We start from the raw sequence: 23,047 nt of genomic DNA on the forward strand, positions 1-23,047 counted from the left end.
TGTTCGGGTTCAGGCGGGGATCAGGCCGAGTTCCTTGCCGGCCTGGCGGAAGGCGTCGAGCGCGGCGTCGAGCTGGGCGCGGGTGTGGGCGGCGGAAAGCTGGACCCGGACCCGCGCCTGTCCCATGGGCACGACCGGATAGAAGAAGCCGGTGACGAGCACGCCGAGTTCATACAGGCGCGCGGCGAAACGCTGCGCCAGCGGCGCGTCGAACAGCATCACCGGCACCACGGGATGCGTTCCCGGCTTGATGATGAAGCCCATCCCGGCGATCTCCTTGCGGAAGTAGGCGGTGTTGCCGTGCAGCCGGTCGCGCAGCTCGGTCGATGCCGACAGGCGCTCCAGCACGGCCAGCGAGGCGCCGGCGATGGCGGGCGCGAGCGAATTCGAGAACAGGTAAGGACGGGATTTCTGGCGCAAGGTCTGGATGACTTCCTTGCGGGCGGCGGTGAAGCCGCCCATCGCGCCGCCAAGGGCCTTGCCGAGCGTGCCGGTGATGATGTCGATGCGGCCCATCACGCCGTGGTGTTCATGCGTGCCGCGTCCGGTCGCGCCCATGAAGCCGGACGCGTGGCATTCGTCGATCATGACCAGCGCGCCATGCTTGTCCGCCAGGTCGCAGATGCGGTCGAGCTGGGCGATGGTGCCATCCATCGAGAACACGCCATCGGTCACGATGATCTTGTGGCGCTTGCCCGCCGCGGCCTGCAGCTGGCGCTCCAGGTCGGCCATGTCGTTGTGCTCGTAGCGGAAGCGCGCCGCCTTGCACAGGCGGATGCCGTCGATGATGGAAGCATGGTTCAAGGCATCGGAAATGATGGCGTCGTTCTCGTCGAACAGGGGCTCGAACACGCCGCCGTTGGCGTCGAAGGCGGCCGCGTACAGGATGCAGTCTTCCATGCCGAGAAAGGACGACAGGGCTTGTTCGAGTTGCTTGTGCACGGTTTGCGTGCCGCAGATGAAACGCACCGAGGAGAGTCCGTAGCCGTATTGCTCGGTGGCGTAGTCGGCGGCGCGGACCATGGATTCATCGCCGGACAGGCCGAGGTAGTTGTTGGCGCACAGGTTGATGAGGGTGCGGCCATCGTCGCACCGGACCTCTGCGCCCTGGCGCGAGGAAAGCACCCGCTCAGTCTTGTAGAGACCCTGTTCGCGCAGCGTGTCGAGCTTGCCCGCCAGTTCCGTGTAGAAATCGTTTTTCTTTGCCGTGGTATCCATGGTCAACCTGTTGAGATGAGTCGGATTTCACCCTGGAAACGGCGGTTAGCCGCCCGGGGCAAGGTCTGCTACGATGCAATTTCAGCATTCTACTGAAAATTCATCATTTCGAACTTTTGTTCGATATATTGAATTTTCATGAAACAACTAAACGACGACCCCACTCCGTTATGAAAAAGCCTGGCACCCCGAGTTCCCCGCCCGAAGTTGGCGCGACCCTGCAGAAACTTCGCCTGAAGCGGGGCCTGACCCTGGACGACCTGTCGCGCGCCGCGGGCGTATCGAAGTCGATGCTGTCGCAGATCGAACGGGAGAAGGCAAACCCGACCATCGCCGTGGCCTGGCGCCTGGCGAACGCCCTGGGCGTGGGAATCGAGGAGTTGCTGTCCCATGGGGAAGATCACAGCGAGGCCATCCACGTGCTCGAACCGCACGAAACCCCTACCCTGCCCGGCAATCATGCGGGCTACGTGCTGCGCATCCTCGGGCCGATGGAACTTGCCGGGAAATACGAATGGTATGAACTGACGCTCGCGCCGAACGGCGTGCTGCGCTCGAATCCGCACGATCCGGGCACCATGGAGCACCTAACCCTGATGCATGGCGCACTGGATGTGGAAGTGGATGGCGTGGTACGGAAACTCAAGCCCGGCGGAACGGCCCGGTACATGGCCGACCGCGGCCATGCGATTTCCAATCCGGGAAAGGTGGAGGCGAAGGCGCTACTTGTGGTGATCCACCGGGGCTGACGGCCGCCGCCGGGCGCGGCGGGCGTCAGCCATCGGTTTGAGGCCGCTTACTTGATCAGGCTGAACAAGACCGCGTGGGCAACTTCCGCGCCGCCGGCGTTCACCTCCAGGAAGCCCTGGTGGTTGCCTGGCGCCGCGCCCTGCACCGCGTCCATGCTGACCCGCACCGTCGCCGATGCCCCGGGCGCGAGCGTGACGCTGCTCTGGTCGACGCTGAACTTCACGCTCGCATCGCCGCCCGAGGTGGAAAGATTCAGGGTACGGAAGGCGTTGCTCACGTTGCGCAGGTTCACGTCAATGCTGCGCGCCTGTCCGCTGCCTGAGGGCACCGGGCCGAAGCTGACGCTGACCGGGTCGAGGGTCACCGCGGCCTGCGTGGCGCGGGAGAGGTCCTCGCGTCCGGCGCCGACCACGTTGACGTCGTTCACCATGCCGCCGGTGGCGGTCTTGACGACGCCGCGCACCGCCGTATTCACGACAGCCGAGCGCACGTCCGACGAACTCCAGTCGGGATGCTGCCCGACCAGGACCGCAGCCGAGCCTGCAAGGTGCGGCGTCGCCATCGAGGTGCCGTTGAAGAAGGCGAAGCAAGGCGGCGCTGCGCAAGAACTGGCCGGGACGGAACTCAGCACGTTGGCACCGGGCGCCATCACGTCAGGCTTGGCACGGTAGGACACCGCCGTCGGGCCCCAGCTGCTGAAGCCGGCAAGCACGTCGTTTCCGTCGGCTGAAAAGACGTAGGTGCCGGTGGCGGAGATCGTCGCCGGGCTGCCGTTCCTGGCCATCAGGGCGGCGCGGTCCGAAAGGCCCACCATGTAGGCGGGAATGGTCGGCTGGCTGGCATCGTCGTTGGTGCCCATCACCGAGGGATCGCCCGCCTCGCGGTTGACCACGAGGGCGCCCACCGCCCCGGCCGCCTGCGCATTGCGGATTTTCACCGTGAAATCGCAGACGCCGCGCGAAATCAGGGCGATGCTGCCGCTCAGGCTGTTGGCGCCCACCGGCGCGCACAAGGTGCTCAGGCCGCCGTATGGGCTGCTGGCATCGGTCACCACGTTGAGCGGCGCTGTCAGGCCGCCGGGAGGAACCGAACCGAATTCTCCCTTGACCGACTGGAAGGTCTGGCCGCCGACGGTGACCAGCGTGACGATCTTGTGCCCCACCGAGGAGGCGCCCGCCGTCAGCGCGCGTTCCGCCGCGCCGGGCGACTCGACGGTGCCGTATCCCGGACCGGAATTGCCGGCCGCGATCGCCACCACCATGTTGGCCTGGTCGAGGTTGTTGACCGCCTGCATCTCGAGGTCGAGGTTGCCGTGGTAACCGCCACCGAGGCTCATGTTGATAACATCGAAGCCATCCTGGTAAGCCGCTTCCATGGCATTGAAGATGTCTTCCGAGCGGGCGTTGGCGACATGGCCGGGAAAGACGTTGTAGTTGCCGAGCAAGGCGCGCGGCGCCACGCCGGACATCTTGTAGGGAATGGCCACGCCATCCACCGTCACCGGGGTCTCGAAGTTGCAGGCGACGGTGCCGGACACGTGGGTACCATGGGAATCGATGGCTTGCGGCGTGTAGGCATTGCTGCCTGCGCGGTTGTTGAAGACCTTCGCGGCGATCACCTTGTTGTTGGTGAAGCGGCGGTCGCCGATCTGCGACTGGGCGGCATAGCCGGCGTCGCTGAAGCAGGGATGGGTCAAGTCGATGCCGCTGTCGATGATGGCTACCCTGACGCCCGCGCCGGCAGTCGCCGGGCCGCCGGACTGGGCCCAGGCATCGGTCGCGCGGATGACGGCGAGGTCGGGGTCGGCCGCGAGGGGGTAGAACACGTTCTGGTAGCGCGTCCGGGCCGCCATCGGCGCCGCGGCCACCTGCTCCAGCGTCGCGCCGTTGAGCTGCACCGCGACCGCATTGAGGGAAATGTCGAACTCGCCTGTCACCTTCGCGTTCGGCACGTTCGCGCGCAGCCATTGCTTGAAATCGTTGCGGGCCGCCGCGAGCTGGGCGCGGTAGGACTTGACGTTCTGGTTGTTGAAGTCGATCTTCTTGCCGCGGGCCGGCTTCGTCCTGACGTAGTTCGCCAGGGCATCGCCATTGAGCTCGACGATGACCGCGCTGCGGTCCTGTCCCTCGCGCTGTGCGGTGGCGTCGCTGATGTTCGCGGCGGCGGCCGGCATCGACATGCCGATCAGTCCGGCGGCTGCCAGCATGACCGAAATCAGGCGGAGGCTTGTGGCTCCCGCCTGGCGGTTGGTGGTGTACTCCATGTTGTTTCCCTCATTGAATGGATGGAATGCAGGGCTGGTATCGATTTGTCTTCCTCGCATGCCGACCGGCGCAAGCCGGACCCGCGGCTGGCGGGCTGGCTTGGCCGATCGACAGGAAATTCTAGGATTGCCGCCCCACCATCATTTGCCTAAATGAAGGGCGATTGCGAAACCGCAAGTTTGCTCTGCAACATGGACGAAAAAAACGGCAGCCGCAGCTGCCGTTGTCATTCCCGATGGAAACGATAGGGAATATTCAGCTCAATTGTTCGAGCCGGATCTTGGAGACGTGACCGACGACGGTGTCGAGCGACTCGATCTTCTGGATCGCGGTGACAATGTTCTTTTCCTGCGTCTGGTGGGTCAGGATGATGATGTCCGCCTTGGTCTCGCCTTCGGCCGGTTCCTTCTGCAGCATGGCATCGATGGAGATGGTCGAATCGGCCAGGATGCGCGTGATGTCGGCCAGAACGCCGGGCTGGTCGGCAACCTGCATGCGCAGGTAGTAACTGGTGGTGATTTCGGACATCGGCAGCACCGGCGTGTCGGACATCGACTCCGGCTGGAAAGCCAGGTGGGGAACGCGGTTGCCTGGATCGGCGGTGGCAAGGCGGGTGATGTCGACGAGGTCGGCGATCACGGCGGAGGCGGTCGGCTCCGAGCCGGCGCCCTTGCCGTAGTACAGCGTGGCGCCGACGGCATCGCCCTGCACCAGCACCGCATTCATGGCGCCTTCGACGTTGGCGATCAGGCGCTTGGCGGGAATCAGAGTCGGATGCACGCGCAGCTCGATGCCGTCGCGGCCATTGACCTTGGTGCGCTTGGTGATGCCCAGCAGCTTGATGCGGTAGCCGAGCTGTTCGGCGTAGCGGATGTCGGTGGCCTGCAGCTTGGTGATGCCTTCCACGTGCGCCTTGTCGAACTGCACCGGGATGCCGAAGGCGATGGCCGACATGATGGTGGCCTTGTGCGCGGCGTCGACGCCTTCGATGTCGAAGGTCGGGTCGGCCTCGGCGTAGCCCAGGCGCTGGGCTTCCTTGAGCACCACGTCGAAGTCCAGGCCCTTGTCGCGCATCTCGGAAAGGATGAAGTTGGTGGTGCCGTTGATGATGCCGGCGACCCATTCGATGCGGTTGGCGGTCAGGCCTTCGCGCAAGGCCTTGATGATGGGAATGCCGCCGGCGACCGCGGCTTCGAAGGCGACCATCACGCCCTTCTCCTGCGCGGCCTTGAAGATCTCGGTGCCGTGGGTGGCAAGGAGCGCCTTGTTGGCGGTGACGACGTGCTTGCCGTTGGCGATGGCCTTCATGACGAGATCCTTCGCCACGCCATAGCCGCCGATGAGTTCGATGACGATGTCGATGTCGGGATTGGTCACCACGAGGTTGCCGTCGCTGACGACTTCGCATTCGCCGTTGGTCAGTTCCTTGGCGCGCGCCACGTTGAGGTCGGCCACCATCGCGATCTCGATCGCGCGTCCGGCCCGCCCCTTGATTTCCGCCTGGTTGCGTTTCAGGACGTTGAAGGTGCCGGAGCCGACGGTGCCGATGCCAAGGAGGCCAACTTTGATGGGTTTCATATGCGTTTGGGAGTGGTGTTGATGTTCGGGTTGCCGCGATGTCCGCGGCGCCGGGGGAGCGGCGACGCGGGAGAGGAATCAGGCGGCGTGGTGCGTGCCGTGACGGCGGCGATAGCTGTCGAGGAAGCGGGCGATGCGGCCCATGGACTCGGTCAGGTCGTCGGTGTTGGGAAGGAACACGACGCGGAAATGATCCGGGGCGATCCAGTTGAATCCGGTGCCCTGCACGATGAGCACCTTTTCCTCCGCCAGCAGCTCGTAGGCGAACTGCTGGTCGTCGGCGATGGGGTAGAGCTTCGGGTCGAGGCGCGGGAACATGTAGAGCGCCGATTTCGGCTTGACGCAGGTGACGCCCGGAATCTCGGTCAGCAGCTTGTGCGCGAGGTCGCGCTGGCGCAGCAGGCGTCCGCCGGCGCCGACGAGGTCATTGATGCTCTGGTAGCCGCCGAGCGCGGTCTGGATGGCATATTGCCCCGGCGCATTCGCGCACAGGCGCATCGAGGCCAGCATGTTCAGGCCCTCGATGTAGTCCTTCGCATGCTTTTTCTCGCCGGAAACGACCATCCATCCGGCGCGGTAGCCGCAGGAACGGTAGTTCTTGGACAGGCCGTTGAGCGTGATGCACAGGACATCGTCCGCCAGGGAGGCGATCGAGGTGTGGACGTTGCCGTCGTACAAGGTCTTGTCGTAGATCTCGTCGGCGAACACGATGAGCTGGTGCTGGCGCGCCAGTTCGATGATTTCCTGCAGCAACTCTACCGGGTAGAGCGCGCCGGTCGGGTTGTTGGGGTTGATCACCACGATCGCCTTGGTGTTCGGAGTGATCTTCTTCTTGATGTCCTCGATGTCGGGGAACCAGTCGGCCTGCTCGTCGCAGATGTAGTGCACCGGCTTGCCGCCGGACAGGCTGACCGCGGCCGTCCACAGGGGGTAGTCCGGCGCGGGCACCAGCACTTCGTCGCCGGTGTTGAGCAGCGCGTTCATGCCCATCACGATCAGCTCGGACGCGCCGTTGCCGATGTAGATGTCGTCGATGTTCACGCCGGCGATCTTCTTTTCCTGCGTGTAATGCATGATGGCCTTGCGCGGCGCGAACATGCCCTTCGAGTCGGTGTAGCCCGAGGCGTTGGACATGTTGATGATCATGTCGTGCACGATCTCGTCCGGGGCGTCGAAGCCGAACACGGCGAGGTTGCCGATGTTGAGCTTGATGATCTTGTGGCCCTCGTCCTCCATCTGCTTGGCTTTTTCAAGCACGGGACCACGGATGTCGTAGCAAACGTCTGCCAGCTTTTTCGATTTCTGAATCGGTCGCACTCGAGCAATCCCTTCGGTAGAAAAACGGACATGGGATGCAATGCTGCACCGCCAAAACGACCATTTTGCCGAAAGCAACCCGTTTTATCAATGCGTGTTGCCGCCTTTTACGATGGAAACCGCTACAATGCCGCATCTTTTTGTTCTCGTTGCCGGAAATGTATCGCCAATAACGAGTCTATACGCGCATGAAGCTACATTCGACCCAGACCCAGCATTACCAGACTGTCACGGGCTACGACGACACGGGCGTCGAGATCAATGCCGTGCGTCATGCCCATAGCCTGATCGTCCTGCCGGAAAGCGCGCCCGAGCCCTGGGCGGTGACCTCCTTCGACGACCTGACCTCGGACGACATCGCGCAGATCGCCGCCCGCAACCCGGACGTCGTGATCCTGGGCACCGGCCGCCGCCAGCGCTTCATCCATCCGCGCCTGACCGCGTCGCTGACCGACAAGCGCGTCGGCATCGAATGCATGGATAGCCAGGCTGCCTGCCGCACCTACAACATCCTGATGGGCGAAGGCCGGCGCGTCGCGCTGGCGCTCATTTTCGACCCTGCCGGATAAGCCAGCCGATGAAGGAAACCCAACCATCACGGTCCTTCATGTGGGGACTGTTCCTCGTCTTTTGCCTGGTCTGGTTCTATGCCCTTGGCGCGCGCACGCTGGTGCCGACCGACGAAGGCCGCTATGCCGAGATGGCGCGCGAGATGCTTGCCACCGGCGACTGGATCACGCCGAGGCTCAACGGCATCAAGTACTTCGAGAAGCCGCCGCTGCAAACCTGGATGAACGCACTGACCTTCGCCGCATTCGGCCTCGGCGAATGGCAGGCGCGCCTCTGGACCGGCTTGTCCGGCCTGCTCGGCGTGGTGCTGGCGGGCTACACCGCCGGCCGACTGTACGGCCGCCGCACCGGCTTCCATGCGGGCATGGTGCTAGGCTCCAGCTTCCTGTGGGCCGCGCTTTCCCATGTCAACACGCTCGACATGGGCCTGGCCGGCATGATGACCCTTTCGTTGTGCAGCCTGCTGCTTGCGCAGCGCGACGCGGCGGATCCGCGGGAGCGCCGGCGCTGGATGTGGGCTTGCTGGGCGGGCATGGCGCTGGCCGTCCTGTCCAAGGGATTGATCGGCATCGTGCTGCCCGGCGCGGTGCTGGTGCTGTACACCCTGTTCTCGCGCGACTGGGGCATCTGGAAGCGGCTGCACCTGGTCAGCGGGCTGCTGGTGTTCTTCGCCATCACCACGCCGTGGTTCGTCCTGGTGTCGATGCGCAACCCGGAATTCCCTCAGTTCTTCTTCATCCACGAACATTTCCAGCGCTTCACCAGCAAGGTCCATCATCGCGAGGGGCCCTGGTATTACTTCTTCCCCATCCTGCTGCTCGGCATCGTTCCCTGGCTCGGTTTGCTGCCGCAAAGCCTGGCCGGGGCATTGCGTCCCGCCGGCGTGAACGGGAACACGACGGCTGAGCCATCGCGTTTTCGCCCAGGGATCATGCTGCTGACCTGGAGCGCCTTCATCTTTTTCTTCTTCAGCATTTCCGGCTCGAAGCTGCCCTCCTACATCCTGCCGATATTTCCGGCGCTGGCCATCCTGATCGCGCTGGAATTCGAACGCGCATCGCCGCGCGCGCTGATTTTCACGGCCGCCGTGCTCGCGGTCGCCGGCGCGGCCGGGCTGGCCTATGCGGGGCGCATTCCCCACCTGGCGAGCAATGCCTACGAGCAGCCGCTTTACACCGCCTATGCGCCCTGGGTCATGGCCGCCGCCGCCATCGGCCTGATCGGCGCCGTGGTCGCGATGGGACACGTCCGCCGGCAGCGGGACTGGGCGCTGGTGGCGCTGGCCGTCTCCGGCTTCGCCAGCGGCCAGGCCCTGATACTCGGCCACGAGCCCCTCGGCCGCTACAAGGCCGGCATCGAGCATGTGCCGGTCATGGCCAGGAACCTGCGGCCCGACACGCCGCTGTTCGCCGTGCAGATCTACGAGCAGTCCATCCCCTTCTACCTGCGCCGGACCTTCACCCTGGTCGGCTTCGCGGATGAAATGCAGTTCGGGGTCGACCAGGAGCCGCAGCTCTGGATTCCCGAGCGCAGCGCATTCGTCGCGCGCTGGAAAGCCTTGCGGGCCGAAGACAAGCTGGCCATGGCCATCATCAATCCCGACGCCTTCGCCCAGCTCGAGCAGGAAGGCGTGCCCATGCGCGTGATCGCCCGCGATCCGCGCCGCGTCATCGTGACCAACGACATCCGCCAATGACCCTGACCACCTTCGGCTTCATCCTCACCGGCATCTTTCTCAATGCCGTAGCCCAACTGCTGCTGAAGGCGGGCACGAACGCGGTCGGCGCGATCCATCTGACGGCGGACAACTGGTTCGCCACCGGCATCAAGCTGGCGAGCCAGCTTCCCATCATCGGCGGCCTGAGCTGCTACGTGATCTCGGTGGTGGTCTGGATCATCGGCCTGTCGCGCGTCGACGTGACCATCGCTTACCCGATGCTGTCGATCGGCTACGTCGTGAATGCCGTCGGGGCATGGTATTTTCTGGGCGAAGCGGTGTCCGCCCAGCGCCTGCTCGCCATCGGCATCATCATCGTGGGCGTCGCCCTGCTAGCCAGAAGCTGAATCCCGTCAACCCATCCGCCCACCCATCGGAACAACGGAAACCAAGTCCATGAGCCAATCCCCACTGCCCTTTTCCCGCCCCAGCATCGACGAAGCCACCATCGCCGCCGTCGGCGAGGTGCTGCGCTCCGGCTGGATCACCAGCGGCCCGAAGGTACAGGCCTTCGAAGCGGCCCTGTCGGCGCTGCTCGGCAACAGGATCGTGCGTACCTACAACTCCGGCACGTGCACCATGGAGATCGCCTTGCGCATCGCAGGCATCGGCCCGGGCGACGAAGTGATCACCACGCCCATCTCCTGGGTGGCGACGGCCAACGTCATCATCGAGGTCGGCGCCACACCGGTCTTCGCCGACATCGACCCGGTAACGCGCAACATCGACCTCGACAAGCTGGAAGCCGCCATCACGCCGCGCACCCGCGCCATCATCCCTGTGTATCTCGCCGGCATGCCTGTCGACATGGACCGCCTCTACGCCATCGCCGGCAAGCACGGCCTGCGCGTGGTCGAGGACGCGGCGCAGGCGCTCGGGTCGTCGTGGAAAGGCAAGCCGATCGGCTCCTTCGGCGACTTCGTCTCGTTCAGCTTCCAGGCCAACAAGAACATCACGACCTCCGAAGGCGGCTGCCTCGTGGTCAACGATGCGGACGAGGCGAAGCTCGCGGAAAAATTCCGCCTGCAGGGCGTGGTGCGCAGCGGACTCGACGGCATCGACGTCGACGTGCTGGGCGGCAAGTTCAACATGACCGACATCGCCGCCGCCATCGGCCTCGGCCAGCTGCCTCACCTCGACGCCATCACCGCGAGGCGGCGCGCCCTCGCCCGCCATTACTTCGCCTGCTTCGGCGATGACTTCGAGGAAACGACGGGCGCGCAGCTGCCGGTCAGGGATTTCCAGAATACGAACTGGCACCTGTTCCAGATCGTACTGCCCGAACGCATCACCCGCGCCGAATTCATGGCGAAGATGCTGGAACACCAGATCGCCTGCGGCTATCACTACGCGCCCATCCACCTGTTCACGCTGTACCGCGAACGCGGATTCAAGGAAGGCATGTTCCCCGTCGCCGAGCGCGTCGGGCGTCAGATCGTCACCTTGCCAATGTTCTTCGCCTTGACCGAAAACGATGTCGAAAGGACAGTCGGCGCGGTAAAATCCGTGCTTCAACAATAATCCACTTCCGGTCCGCTTACGATCACCGCACTGATGAAACCAGACCTTTCCGTCGTCATCCCGGTCTACAACGAGGAAGCCGGCCTGCAGAAGCTGTTCGACCGCCTTTATCCGGCGCTCGACAAGCTCGGCGTCCCCTACGAAATCGTGTTCGTCAACGACGGCAGCCGCGACCGTTCCCCGCTGATCCTCGCGGACCAGTTCCGCGCCCGGCCCGACGTCACCCGCGTGGTGCTCTTCAACGGCAACTACGGCCAGCACATGGCGATCGTCGCCGGCTTCAAGGCCACGCGCGGCGAGGTGGTCGTGACCCTCGACGCCGACCTGCAGAACCCGCCCGAGGAAATCGGCAACCTGCTGCTCAAGATGCGCGAGGGCTACGACTACGTGGGTTCGATCCGGCGCGAGCGCCAGGATTCCGCGTGGCGCACCATCGCCTCCAAGGCGATGAACCGCCTGCGCGAAAAGATCACCCGCATCAAGATGACCGACCAGGGCAACATGCTGCGCGCCTACGGCCGCAACGTCATCGACCTGGTCAACCAGTGCAGCGAGGTCAACACCTTCATTCCCGCGCTCGCCTACACCTTCGCGCGGCGCCCGACCGAGATCGTGGTCGAGCACGAGGAACGCGCCGCCGGCGAATCCAAGTATTCGCTCTACAGCCTGATCCGCCTCAACTTCGACCTGGTGACCGGCTTTTCCCTCATGCCGCTGCAGATCTTTTCCATGATGGGCATCGGTCTTTCCTTCGTGTCGGCCGCGCTGTTCGTGGTGCTGCTGGCACGGCGCTTCCTGTTCGGCGCCGAGGTCGAGGGCGTGTTCACCCTGTTCGCCATCGCCTTCTTCCTGATGGGCGTGATCCTGTTCGGCATCGGCCTGGTCGGCGAATACGTGGGCCGCATCTACCAGCAGGTGCGCGGCCGTCCGCGCTTCGTGATCCAGACCATCCTCGAGCAGCAGCCCGGCCTCCCCGTGCAGGACGTGGTGCAGACGCTGCCCAAGCCCAGGGAAGAGGTCTGAGTCATGCGCGCCGTCGTATTCGCCTATCACAATGTCGGCGTCCGCTGCCTGAAGGTCCTGCTTGCGCGCGGTGTGCAGGTCGGACTCGTGGTCACGCACGAAGACAACCCCAATGAAACCATCTGGTTCGAGTCGGTCGCGGAACTCTGCCGCGAGCAGGGCATTCCCTTCATCACGCCGGACGACCCGGCATCGCAGGCGCTGAAGGACCGGGTCGCCGCGGCCAAGCCAGACATCATCTTCAGCTTCTACTACCGCCACATGCTGCCGGTCGAGGTGCTGGCAATCGCGCCGCTGGGCGCCTACAACATGCACGGCTCGCTCCTGCCGCGCTATCGCGGCCGGGTGCCGGTCAACTGGGCGGTGCTGCACGGCGAAACCGAGACCGGCGCGACGCTGCACGAGATGGCGGCCAAACCGGATGCCGGCGCCATCATCGCCCAGGCCGCCGTACCCATCTTGCCCGACGATACCGCCTTCGAGGTGTTCGGCAAGGTCACCGTCGCGGCCGAGCAGGCCCTGTGGACGGTGTTGCCGGCCATGATCGCGGGCAAGATTCCCCGGCTGCCCAACGACTTGTCGCAGGGCAGCTATTTCGGCGGCCGCAAGCCGGAAGACGGCCGCATCGACTGGTCGAAACCGGCGCAGGACATCTACAACCTGCACCGCGCCGTCGCCCCGCCCTATCCCGGCGCCTGGACCATCGCCAACGGCAAGACCTTCACCCTCGTGCAAGCCCGCCTTGCCCGCGAAAAAACGCCGGATTTGCCGCAAGGCTTGGCTGTGGTGGATAATTGCATGTTTGGCGTCTGCGGCGACGGTCGCGCGCTGCGGATCCTCGCACTGTCGGCGGATGGCCAAGCCGTCTCGCCGGGCGAGTTACAACAATTCCTGTCAACGGCCGCCTGAACCGCGTCGGCCGCCCGGCAGCCAACCAAAGAATTCCTATGAAAAAAGTCCTCATCCTGGGTGTCAACGGCTTCATCGGCCATCATCTTTCCAAGCGCATTCTCGAAACCACCGACTGGCACGTGTTCGGCATGGACATGATGACCGACCGCATCACCGACCTGCTCGAGAACGATGCCTACAAGAGCCGCATGCACTTCTTCGAGGGCGACATCACCATCAACAAGGAATGGGTGGAATACCACGTCAAAAAATGCGACGTGATCCTCCCGCTGGTGGCGATCGCCACGCCGTCCACCTATGTCAAGCAGCCGCTGCGCGTGTTCGAACTCGATTTCGAGGCCAACCTGCCCATCGTGCGCTCCGCCGCCAAGTACGGCAAGCACCTGGTCTTCCCATCGACGTCCGAGGTCTATGGCATGTGCCATGACGAAGAATTCGATCCCGAGGAATCCGAGCTGATCTGCGGCCCCATCAACAAGCCGCGCTGGATCTACTCCTGCGCCAAGCAGCTCATGGATCGCGTGATCTGGGGCTACGGCATGGAAGACAACCTGAACTTCACCCTGTTCCGCCCCTTCAACTGGATCGGCGCCGGCCTCGACAACATCCATACGCCGAAGGAAGGCAGCTCGCGGGTCGTCACCCAGTTCTTCGGCCACATCGTCCGCGGTGAAAACATCTCGCTGGTCGACGGCGGCCAGCAGAAGCGCGCCTTCACCTACATCGACGACGGCATCGATGCCCTCATGCGCATCATCGCCAACGAAGGCGGCATCGCCAGCGGCAAGATCTACAACATCGGCAACCCGACCAACAACTACTCCATCCGCGACCTCGCCGGCATGATGCTCAAGCTGGCCGCCGAATATCCGGAGTACGCCGAACAGGCCAAGAAGGTGCAGCTGGTCGAAACCACCTCCGCCGCCTACTACGGCAAGGGTTACCAGGACGTGCAGAACCGCGTCCCCAAGATCACCAACACCTGCGACGAACTCGACTGGAAGCCCACCACGACCATGCAGGACACGCTGCGCAACATCTTCGACGCCTACCGCAGCCAGGTGGCCGAGGCGCGCGCCCTGATGGACTGACGCGCCGATGCCGCTGCTCACCCTCAAGATCGACGTCGATACCTATCGCGGCACCCGGGAAGGCGCACTGAACCTGGTGCGCCTGCTGCAGCGGCACCAGGCCAACGCCACCTTCCTCTATTCGCTCGGCCCCGACCACACCGGCTGGGCCTTGCGCCGGGCCTTCCGCCCCGGGTTCTTCCAGAAGGTATCGCGCACGTCGGTGGTGGAGCACTACGGCCTCAAGACCCTGATGTATGGCGTGCTGCTGCCGGCGCCCGACATCGGCAAGACCTGCGCCGACGAGATGCGACAGGCCCAGCGCGCCGGCTTCGAATGCGGCATCCACACCTGGGACCATGTCGTCTGGCAAGACAACGTCCGGCAGCGCGACGCCGACTGGACGGCGCGCCAGATGCAGCAATCCCATGATCGCTTCCAGGCCATCTTCGGCAGCGCGCCGCGCACCCACGGCGCGGCGGGCTGGCAGATGAACGAGCATGCCTTTGCCCGGCTCGACGCCTTCGGCATGGAGTACGCGTCGGACGGCCGCTGCCTGCTCAACGACGACGGCAGCCTGGCCGACCCCGGCGCCGGTCCGTATCGCCTGCAGGCGCTGGGCAAGACGCTGTCCTGCATCCAGCTGCCGACCACCCTGCCCACGCTGGATGAACTGCTTGGCCGCACCATAAATGGGCGTGTCATCGATGCGTCAAACATCGCCGCTACCATCCTCAAGCTGACCGAGCGGCAGCGTGACCATGTATTTACCCTGCATGCGGAACTTGAAGGACAGAAACTCGCCCCCATCTTCGAACAACTGCTCGACGGCTGGCGCCAACAAGGTTATCGTTTTGCTTCGATGGCGGATTATCATGCGGAAGTGAAGCATGGCGACCTGCCTATCCTGCCAGTCCGCTGGGGCAGCCTGCCCGGTCGATCCGGCGAGCTCATCGTCCGGCCCGGCCGCGCATGACGCAGTAAAAAATAAAAACGTTCGGCGGAGATGAAGCTCTCCGCCTCCCCCCGACCCGCCATGAGCGGCGCCAACCTTGGACAGGAGACCAACGTGGCTGATGACACCCCATCCGCACTCAACCTGACGGTACCCGATTTTTCCGCTGAAATGACCAGCGGCAAGACCTTCCGCCTCGCCGACTACCGCGGCAAGACCTTGGTACTGTACTTCTACCCGAAAGACAATACGCCGGGCTGCACCACGGAAGGCATGCAGTTCCGCGACCTCTACCCCGACTTCCAGCGCGCGAACACCGAGATCTTCGGCATCAGCCGCGACAGCATCCGTTCGCACGAGGGGTTCAAGGCCAAGCTCGCCATGCCCTTCGAGCTCATTTCGGATCCGGATGAAACGGTGTGCAATTTGTTCAATGTCATGCGGATGAAGAGCATGTATGGCAAACAGGTGCGCGGCGTCGAACGCAGCACATTTGTGATTGACGGCAACGGGAAATTGGTGAAAGAATGGCGTGGAGTCAAAGTGCCCGGGCACATTGACGAAGTGTTGGAGTTCGTACAGTCGTTGGCCTAGCGAGCGAAGCGAGAAAATCGCAGAAACCATTGAATCTAAAAGTTTTTCAAGCAGAGAAGCCGTTTGTGGATGAGGTCTTTGACCTCCCCCTCAAACGGCTTTTTTGCTTTGAAGCCGGACAAGCCATTGCTCGAACGCATAGGCATGTCCATCCGCCTGCAACCGTTTGGCGCTGCACGAATCTTAGTAATGTTCCCTAACCTTTTGAGGTCCTGATGCCACTGCCCAAATTACCGGCCACACCCGCAACAATCCTCTCCCCCGACGATTATCCCAAGGCAGAGAAAGGCAAATCGGTAAAACCAGTGATGACCCTGGTCGAGACTTCCCCGCAGCAACCCGCAGAAGAGACCGCGCCCAAGGCCCGCGCCAAGACGGCCGAAAAATCCCCCGCATCCCCTACCGCCGCGAAACGCTCGTCCAAGCCCAAGGCGGTCGACAGTTCCATCAAGTCCTCGGTCAGCCGCGTTGCCGACCGCATGGGCGTGACCAAGATCTTCGTGCTCGACACGAACGTGCTGATGCACGACCCGACCTCGCTGTTCCGGTTCGAGGAGCATGACGTCTATCTTCCGATGATCACGCTCGAAGAGCTGGACAACCACAAGAAAGGCATGTCCGAAGTCGCCCGCAACGCGCGCCAGGTATCGCGTTCGCTGGATGCGCTCGTGGCAGGCGTGGATGAAAGCGCGATCGAGGACGGCATCCTGCTCAACAAGCTGGGCAACAAGGACGCCAAGGGACGCCTGCTCTTCCAGACCAAGCTTCAATCCGTGGCGCTGCCCGAAGGCCTCCCCAGCGGCAAGGCGGACAACCAGATCCTCGGCGTGGTGCGCGCCCTCGAGCAGCAGCATCCCGACCGCCCCGTGGTGCTGGTGTCGAAAGACATCAACATGCGCATCAAGGCGCGCGCCATGGGCTTGCCGGCGGAAGAATACTTCAACGACCACGTCCTCGAAGATACCGACCTGCTTTATTCCGGCATCATGCAACTGCCGGACGACTTCTGGAACAAGCATGCCAAGGGCATGGAGTCCTGGCAGGAAAACAAGCACGGCACCGGCTACACCTTTTATCGCCTGACGGGCCCGACGGTGCCCTCCTTCCTCGTCAACCAGTTCGTCTTCCTCGAACCGAAGAATGGCGAAGCGCCCTTCTACGGACAGGTCAAGCAGATCAACGGCAAGACCGCCGTCATCCAGACGCTGCGCGACTACAGCCACGGCAAGAATGGCGTCTGGGGCGTCACCGCGCGCAACCGCGAGCAGAACTTCGCGCTGAACCTGCTGATGAATCCGGAATGCGATTTCGTCACACTGCTCGGCCAGGCCGGCACCGGCAAGACGCTGCTGGCCCTCGCGGCGGGCCTCGCCCAGGTCCTGGAAACCAAGCTGTACAACGAGATCATCGTCACCCGCGTCACGGTGCCGGTCGGCGAGGACATCGGCTTCCTGCCGGGTACCGAGGAAGAAAAGATGTCGCCGTGGATGGGCGCCTTCGACGACAACCTGGAAGTGCTCAACAAGTCCGACAACGATGCCGGCGACTGGGGACGCGCCGCTACGCAGGACCTGATCCGCTCGCGCATCAAGATCAAGTCCATGAACTTCATGCGCGGCCGCACCTTCGTCAACAAGTACCTCATCATCGACGAAGCGCAGAACCTCACGCCCAAGCAGATGAAAACGCTGGTGACGCGGGCGGGGCCCGGCACCAAGATCGTCTGCCTCGGCAACATCGCGCAGATCGACACGCCTTACCTGACCGAAGGGTCGAGCGGCCTGACCTATGTGGTCGACCGGTTCAAGGGATGGTCGCACAGCGGGCATGTCACGCTGGCGCGCGGCGAGCGTTCACGCCTCGCGGATCATGCGAGTGATGTGTTGTGATTTGAGGTGATTTGCACTTGATGTGCAGGGTGGCATTCCCGTTTAGGCGGGGGTGCCATTTTTTTTTGATGTTGCTGGGTGCCGGCGTCATTGGCGGCTACTGCTGTCACTGCCTCTAGCCTTGTCATTCTCGGCTACCGCTGGCATTCGTGGCTACCGCTGGCATTCCCGCGAAGGCGGGAATCCCATTTCGGCCGTCCGGAGATACGCGAAATGGGATGCCCGCCTTCGCGGGGATGACAGAGGCATGCGCAAATGACAGAGGTATGCAGTGGATGACAAAGGCATGCGGAGCTGACAACGGCATGCGGTGGCTGGCAGCGTCATGCACTGGACGACAAAGCTCCAGGCGGCGATGTCAGCCCCAGCTTGGGATCAAAGAATCTTGGTCCCGATCCACCAGGCAATCGCCGCAACGAAAGCCGATGCCGGAATCGTCAACACCCAGGCCCAGACAATATTTCCCGCCACACCCCACCGGACCGCGGACATCTTCCGCGAGGATCCCACGCCGACAATGGCGCCGGTAATGGTATGCGTCGTCGACACCGGCACGCCCAGCGCAGTGGCCAGGAACAAGGTGATTGCGCCACCGGTTTCGGCGCAGAAACCGCCAACCGGCTTGAGCTTGGTAATCTTCTGCCCCATGGTCTTCACGATGCGCCAGCCGCCGAACAGCGTGCCGAGGCCGATCGCCGCGTAGCAGCTAAGGATGACCCACACGGGCAGGTGGTCCTTGTCGGAGCTGTAGCCGGCCGCGATCAGGAGCATCCAGATGATGCCCATGGTCTTCTGCGCATCGTTGCCGCCATGACCCAGGCTGTACATGGAGGCCGAAATCAACTGGGCGCGGCGGAACCACTTGTCCACGCGGCGCGGCGTCGATTTCACGAACAGCCAGGACACGATCACCATCATGATGGAGCCGAACACGAAGCCGAGCAGCGGCGACAGCACGATGAAGGCAATGGTCTTGATCAGGCCGGCGGAAATCAGGGATCCCGTTCCCGCCTTGGCGACCGCGGCGCCGACCAGGCCGCCGATGAGGGCGTGCGAAGACGAAGACGGAATGCCGTAGTACCAGGTGACGATGTTCCAGAAGATCGCGCCGACCAGGGCGCCGAACACCACGTAGTGGTCGACGATGCTCGGTTCGACGGTGCCCTTCCCCACCGTGGCGGCGACCTTCAATTGGAAGAAGAAGACGGCGATGACGTTGAACACGGCCGCCATGGCGACGGCGTGCTGGGGCTTGAGCACGCCGGTCGATACGACGGTCGCGATCGCGTTTGCCGCGTCGTGGAAGCCGTTCATGAAGTCGAACAGCAAGGCCAGCGCGATCAGGAAACCGAGCGTGTAGATACTGATTTCAAGGGTGTGCATAATTTTTATTGGTCCCGTTGGAATTGCACGGCATTGTCGTCAGGCATTCTCGACAATGATGCCCTCGATGATGTTGGCCACGTCCTCGCAGCGGTCGGTCACGGTTTCCAGGATTTCATAGATGGCCTTCAGCTTGATCAGCGTGCGCACGTCGGGTTCGTCGCGGAACAGCTTGGACATCGCGGCGCGCATCACGTGGTCGGCGTCGGATTCGAGGCGGTCGATTTCCTCGCACAGCGCCAGGATCTGCGTGGAGTTATCCATGTTGTGCAGCAACTCGACGGCCTGCTTGACCTTTTCGGTGCAGGCCAGGCAGAGCTCGGCCAGCCGCTTGGCTTCCGGCGTGGTGGCCTTGATGTCGTACAGGGAAATCGTCTGGGCCGCGTCTTCGAGCAGGTCGAGGATGTCATCCTGGCGCGTGATCAGTTTGTGGATGTCGTCGCGGTCGAGCGGCGTGATGAAGGTCTTGTGCAGGAGGTCGAGCGCGGCGTAGGTCACCTTGTCGGCCTGCTTCTCGATGCCTTCGATCGCATGGACGCGATTCTCGAGGTCATCGAAGTTGGTCATCAGCGCCACCATCTCCTTGGCGCCCTTGATGCACAGTTCGGCGTGCTGGTTGAAAAGCTCGAAGAATTTGCCCTCGCTGGGCATCAAACGTCCAAACATGATTGACTCTCTACGTATCGTTGATCCTGAGGTGCGAGACGGTCATTGCCGCCACGCTCATATTGGGTGCTGCAAGACTTATTCGCCGCCGAAGATGGCCTGGCCGCCGGTGTAGTTGTCGAACTTCGTGTACTCGCCGAGGAAGGTCAGGCGCACCGTGCCGATCGGACCGTTACGTTGCTTGCCGATAATGATTTCCGCAGTACCCTTGTCCGGAGAGTCGGGGTTGTAAACCTGGTCGCGATAAATGAACAGGATGACGTCGGCATCTTGTTCGATGGCACCGGATTCACGCAGGTCAGACATCACCGGACGTTTGTTAGGGCGCTGTTCAAGCGAACGGTTCAACTGCGACAACGCGATCACGGGGCAGCCGAGCTCCTTGGCCAGGCCTTTCAGGTTACGCGAGATTTCCGAAATCTCGGTCGCCCGGTTTTCGCCCGCGGAATTGGCCGACATCAACTGCAGGTAGTCGATGATGATGAGGCCGAGCTTGCCGCACTGGCGCGACAGGCGGCGCGCACGCGCGCGCAATTCGATGGAGCTGAGCGCCGGGGTTTCGTCGATGTAAAGCTGCGCATCGTTCATTTTCTGGATGGCATGCGTCAGGCGCGGCCAGTCCTCGTCGCTCAGCTTGCCGACGCGCAGGCGGCTCTGGTCGAGGCGCCCGACCGAGCCCAGCATACGCATGGCGAGCTGCGCGCCGCCCATTTCCATCGAGAACACCGCGACCGGCAGGCCGCTGTCGATCGCCACGTTCTCGCCGATGTTCAGGGAAAACGCGGTCTTGCCCATTGACGGGCGGCCCGCGACGATGATGAGGTCGCCCGCCTGCAGGCCTGAGGTCATGCGGTCGAGGTCGATGAAGCCGGTGGGCACCCCGGTGATGTCGTTCTGGTTGTCCCGGTTGTACAGCTCGTCGATGCGCTCCACCACCTGTGTGAGCAGGGGCTGGATGGCCTGGAAGCCGGTGGCGCCGCGCGCGCCCTCTTCGGCGATGGCAAAGATTTTCGATTCCGCTTCGTCGAGCAGGGATTTCACTTCCTTGCCCTGCGGGTTGAGCGCGTTGCCCGCGATTTCGTCGGCAACGGTGATCAGTTTGCGCAGCACGCCGCGGTCGCGCACGATTTCCGCGTAGCGGCGGATGTTGGCGGCGGAGGGCGTGTTTTGCGCGAGGGCATTGAGATAGGCAAGGCCGCCGACCTCGTCCGCCTTGCCGCTACTCGACAAGGCTTCATAGACGGTGATCACGTCGGCCGGCTTGGTCGCATTGATCAGCTTGACGATGTGCTGAAAGATCAGGCGGTGGTCGTACCGGTAGAAATCGTCTTCATGCACGAAGTCCGCGATGCGGTCCCAGGCCGCATTATCAAGCAGCAAGCCGCCAAGCACGGACTGTTCTGCTTCGATGGAATGAGGAGGAACTCGGAGGGAATCCAGTTGCGGATCGGTGCGGGTATTCATGGCGCGCATTATACCTGCTCGAGGTAAAGGAAAGAGAGAGTGTTCGGAATAATCAACATGTCCCGGCGGAAATCCTGATACCGCCAATTAGAGGCATTCCGGCAATTTGCTGACCTAGCATATACTGCCTTGACATTTACTGCCTAGGCAGCTATATTGTCCTGAATTCAGGAATTTTCATCATGTCGCAACGCTCTCAACCCTACAGCCTGGACAATTATTCCCCCTCGGAAAGCATCGGCTATTTGCTGAAGCGTTCCGGCATCCTGCTGTCCACGGCCGTCGACCGCGGGCTCGCGCAGTACGACATGACCCACGCGCAATTCAGCATCGTCTTCAAGCTGCTGCATGGGCATGCCCGAACGGCGGCCGAACTGGCGCGCGATTCCATGACCGACACCGGCGCCATGACCCGCATGCTCGACCGCCTGGAAGAAAAAGGCATCGTGCAGCGCATGCGCAGCAGCGCCGACCGGCGTGTGGTGGAGGTCGAACTGACGGACAAGGGCCGCCAGCTTGCCGACGACATGATGCGCGTGGCGGTGGAGGTGCTGAACCATCACCTGCGTGGCTTCGCGCCTGAAGAGATCGAACAATTCAAAGGTTTCCTGCGCCGCATGATAGCCAATGCCTGAGGCGTCAACATGAAGAACAAGACCATGCCGATTCCAGCCATGCCATCCAAACGCCTGGGCGCCCTCGCCCTGGCAGCGTCCATGCTTGCCGGTTGCGCGAGCTATGCTCCCATCCCGGCCACGGAAAAGCCGATCACCGCCGCCAGCCTCGGCGCCATGCCTGCCGTCAAGGCCAGCGACAGCCAGTGGCCGACCGATCACTGGTGGCAAGCCTATGGCGACCCGCAGCTCGACCGCCTGATCACCCATGCCCTCGACGGCGCGCCCAGCCTGGCGTCCGCGCGTGCCCGCATCGTGCGCGCGCAAGCGGCGATCGACACCACCCGCTCGGCATCCCAGCCCCATGCAAACGCCGGCCTCGACCTGAGCTACGGACGGCAGTCGGAAAACTATCTCCTTCCCAAGCCGCCGCTCGGCAAAGGAGGCGAGTACATCAGCCAAGGCTTCGCCAACGTCAATTTCGGCATGGACCTCGACCTGTGGGGCCGCAATGCCGTCCTGATCGATGCCGCGAACGCCAGCCTCCAGGCCGCCGAATTCGACCGCGACGCCGCGCGCCTCGCCCTGACGACGTCCATCGCCCGCGCCTATGCCCAGCTTGCGGCGCAGTACGAGCTGCAGGACGTTTTGCAGGCGACGCTCGAGCAGCGGCGGTCCATCGTCGGGCTCGCTCGCCAGCGCGTGTCCAGCGGACTCGACACCCAGGTGGAAGTCAAGCAGGCGCAGTCCAGCGAGGCCGCCCTGCGCATCGAGCAGCAGCAGCTCGCCACCGCGATGAAGGTCACGCGCCTGCAGATCGCCGCCTTGTCGGGCGACATGCCGGACAGCGCTGACAAGATAGCCCGCCCGCGGCTCGCATCCGCCCCGTTCTCCCTGCCGTCGTCCCTGCCGCTCGACCTGCTCGGACGCCGGCCGGAGCTCGCCGCCCAGCGCGCGCGCATCGCCGCCGCGGCCAGCGACAAAGAAGCCGCGCGCCTCGAGTTCTATCCCAACATCAACCTGACCGGCCTGATCGGCTTCCAGTCCATCGGCCTCGGGCAACTGCTGTCCGCGGGCAGCCTGACCAACAGCATCGGTCCGGCGATCCGCCTGCCGCTCTTCGACGCCGGGCGGCTGCGCGCCAATTATGCCGGCCGGGCAAGCGACGTCGATGCCGCCATCGCGCAATACAACCAGTCGGTGGTGAACGCCGCGCAGGACGTTGCCGAGCAACTCGCCCGCATCGCCGACCTCGACCAGGAAGAAGCGCTTACCCGCGATGCGCTGCAGGCATCCGAGGAAGCCTACCGCCTGGCCATGCTGCGCTACAAGGGCGGCCTGTCGCCCTACCTCACCGCCTTGACGGTGGAGGGCCAGCTGCTGACCCAGCGCCGGGCCCTGGCCAGCCTCGAGGCACGCAGGCAGGATCTCGGCATTGCCCTGGTGCGCGCGCTCGGCGGCGGCTTCGCCGATCCGTCGGCCACGCAGGCAAGCGCCGCGCCGAACGCCGTCCAACATTAATTCCAAATTCTCTTCGCAGGA

Annotated in this window: 20 protein-coding genes; 13 read left to right on the plus strand and 7 right to left on the minus strand. The window is 63.4% G+C overall.

All coding sequences use genetic code 11. The features are described 5' to 3' along the window. Positions 1 to 9: 9 nt before the first annotated feature. Positions 10 to 1,218: a glycine C-acetyltransferase gene (gene kbl, locus G3574_RS02175; protein WP_163960360.1), complete on the minus strand. Its 1,209-nt coding sequence runs from the start codon at positions 1,216 to 1,218 to the stop codon at positions 10 to 12. Between the two features lie 170 nt (positions 1,219 to 1,388). On the opposite strand from kbl, the gene G3574_RS02180 reads away from it, so the two are divergent. Then, entirely contained in the window at positions 1,389 to 1,967 is a 579-nt protein-coding gene (locus G3574_RS02180) for a helix-turn-helix domain-containing protein (protein ID WP_163960361.1), read from the plus strand. A gap of 47 nt (positions 1,968 to 2,014) precedes the next feature. Here the strand turns inward: G3574_RS02180 and G3574_RS02185 are convergent, their stop codons facing one another. The 3 genes from G3574_RS02185 to G3574_RS02195 all read right to left on the minus strand — a co-directional run bounded on the left by G3574_RS02185 (position 2,015) and on the right by G3574_RS02195 (position 7,127). Next, a complete protein-coding gene (locus G3574_RS02185; RefSeq protein WP_163960362.1) occupies positions 2,015 to 4,231 on the minus strand; it encodes a S8 family serine peptidase in 2,217 nt (738 codons plus the stop codon). A gap of 256 nt (positions 4,232 to 4,487) precedes the next feature. Next, positions 4,488 to 5,810: a homoserine dehydrogenase gene (locus G3574_RS02190; protein WP_163960363.1), complete on the minus strand. Its 1,323-nt coding sequence runs from the start codon at positions 5,808 to 5,810 to the stop codon at positions 4,488 to 4,490. A gap of 78 nt (positions 5,811 to 5,888) precedes the next feature. Beyond that, positions 5,889 to 7,127 carry a pyridoxal phosphate-dependent aminotransferase gene (locus G3574_RS02195; protein WP_163960364.1) on the minus strand — a complete coding sequence of 413 codons (1,239 nt, stop codon included), beginning with the start codon at positions 7,125 to 7,127 and terminating at the stop codon, positions 5,889 to 5,891. 188 nt (positions 7,128 to 7,315) lie between these two features. Here G3574_RS02195 and G3574_RS02200 point away from each other — a divergent pair, with 188 nt between their 5' ends. From G3574_RS02200 to G3574_RS02245, 10 genes are all read left to right on the plus strand, one after another. Further along, positions 7,316 to 7,696 carry an Mth938-like domain-containing protein gene (locus tag G3574_RS02200; RefSeq protein WP_163960365.1) on the plus strand — a complete coding sequence of 127 codons (381 nt, stop codon included), beginning with the start codon at positions 7,316 to 7,318 and terminating at the stop codon, positions 7,694 to 7,696. Between the two features lie 8 nt (positions 7,697 to 7,704). Next, entirely contained in the window at positions 7,705 to 9,393 is a 1,689-nt protein-coding gene (locus G3574_RS02205) for a glycosyltransferase family 39 protein (RefSeq protein WP_163960366.1), read from the plus strand. After that, on the plus strand, positions 9,390 to 9,761 hold the full coding sequence (locus G3574_RS02210; RefSeq protein WP_163960367.1) for an EamA family transporter: 372 nt from the start codon (positions 9,390 to 9,392) through the stop codon (positions 9,759 to 9,761). The genes G3574_RS02205 and G3574_RS02210 overlap by 4 nt, the downstream gene beginning before the upstream one ends. Positions 9,762 to 9,810: 49 nt before the next feature. Then, positions 9,811 to 10,935: a DegT/DnrJ/EryC1/StrS family aminotransferase gene (locus G3574_RS02215; RefSeq protein ID WP_163960368.1), complete on the plus strand. Its 1,125-nt coding sequence runs from the start codon at positions 9,811 to 9,813 to the stop codon at positions 10,933 to 10,935. A gap of 33 nt (positions 10,936 to 10,968) precedes the next feature. Beyond that, positions 10,969 to 11,958 carry a glycosyltransferase gene (locus tag G3574_RS02220; RefSeq protein ID WP_163960369.1) on the plus strand — a complete coding sequence of 330 codons (990 nt, stop codon included), beginning with the start codon at positions 10,969 to 10,971 and terminating at the stop codon, positions 11,956 to 11,958. A 3-nt stretch (positions 11,959 to 11,961) separates the two neighbouring features. Beyond that, positions 11,962 to 12,867, plus strand: coding sequence for a formyltransferase (locus tag G3574_RS02225; RefSeq protein WP_163960370.1), 906 nt, complete (start codon positions 11,962 to 11,964; stop codon positions 12,865 to 12,867). Positions 12,868 to 12,905: 38 nt separating this feature from the next. Next, the gene (locus G3574_RS02230) at positions 12,906 to 13,961 is read left to right on the plus strand and encodes a bifunctional UDP-4-keto-pentose/UDP-xylose synthase (protein WP_163960371.1); all 1,056 of its coding nucleotides are present in this window, start codon (positions 12,906 to 12,908) and stop codon (positions 13,959 to 13,961) included. A 7-nt stretch (positions 13,962 to 13,968) separates the two neighbouring features. Then, positions 13,969 to 14,916 (plus strand): polysaccharide deacetylase family protein, encoded by a 948-nt coding sequence (locus G3574_RS02235; protein ID WP_163960372.1) that lies wholly within the window; start codon positions 13,969 to 13,971, stop codon positions 14,914 to 14,916. Between the two features lie 60 nt (positions 14,917 to 14,976). Continuing rightward, complete coding sequence (locus G3574_RS02240; protein WP_163960373.1) at positions 14,977 to 15,489, plus strand: peroxiredoxin; 513 nt, start codon at positions 14,977 to 14,979, stop codon at positions 15,487 to 15,489. Positions 15,490 to 15,704: 215 nt separating this feature from the next. Then, entirely contained in the window at positions 15,705 to 17,378 is a 1,674-nt protein-coding gene (locus G3574_RS02245; protein WP_205609622.1) for a PhoH family protein, read from the plus strand. A 375-nt stretch (positions 17,379 to 17,753) separates the two neighbouring features. Here G3574_RS02245 and G3574_RS02250 read toward each other — a convergent pair whose 3' ends face one another. From G3574_RS02250 to G3574_RS02260, 3 genes are all read right to left on the minus strand, one after another. Further along, positions 17,754 to 18,761, minus strand: a complete 1,008-nt coding sequence (locus G3574_RS02250; protein ID WP_163960374.1) for an inorganic phosphate transporter — start codon at positions 18,759 to 18,761, stop codon at positions 17,754 to 17,756. 39 nt (positions 18,762 to 18,800) lie between these two features. Beyond that, entirely contained in the window at positions 18,801 to 19,427 is a 627-nt protein-coding gene (locus G3574_RS02255) for a DUF47 domain-containing protein (protein WP_163960375.1), read from the minus strand. Between the two features lie 78 nt (positions 19,428 to 19,505). Continuing rightward, positions 19,506 to 20,891 (minus strand): replicative DNA helicase, encoded by a 1,386-nt coding sequence (locus tag G3574_RS02260; protein WP_163960376.1) that lies wholly within the window; start codon positions 20,889 to 20,891, stop codon positions 19,506 to 19,508. A gap of 182 nt (positions 20,892 to 21,073) precedes the next feature. Between G3574_RS02260 and G3574_RS02265 the strand changes: the two genes are divergently transcribed. After that, the gene (locus G3574_RS02265) at positions 21,074 to 21,526 is read left to right on the plus strand and encodes a MarR family winged helix-turn-helix transcriptional regulator (protein ID WP_163960377.1); all 453 of its coding nucleotides are present in this window, start codon (positions 21,074 to 21,076) and stop codon (positions 21,524 to 21,526) included. A 9-nt stretch (positions 21,527 to 21,535) separates the two neighbouring features. Next, positions 21,536 to 23,026: an efflux transporter outer membrane subunit gene (locus G3574_RS02270; RefSeq protein WP_163960378.1), complete on the plus strand. Its 1,491-nt coding sequence runs from the start codon at positions 21,536 to 21,538 to the stop codon at positions 23,024 to 23,026. Positions 23,027 to 23,047: the final 21 nt, after the last annotated feature.

Origin of the sequence: Noviherbaspirillum galbum (assembly GCF_010974945.1) — a bacterium.
GTDB lineage: Bacteria > Pseudomonadota > Gammaproteobacteria > Burkholderiales > Burkholderiaceae_D > Noviherbaspirillum > Noviherbaspirillum galbum.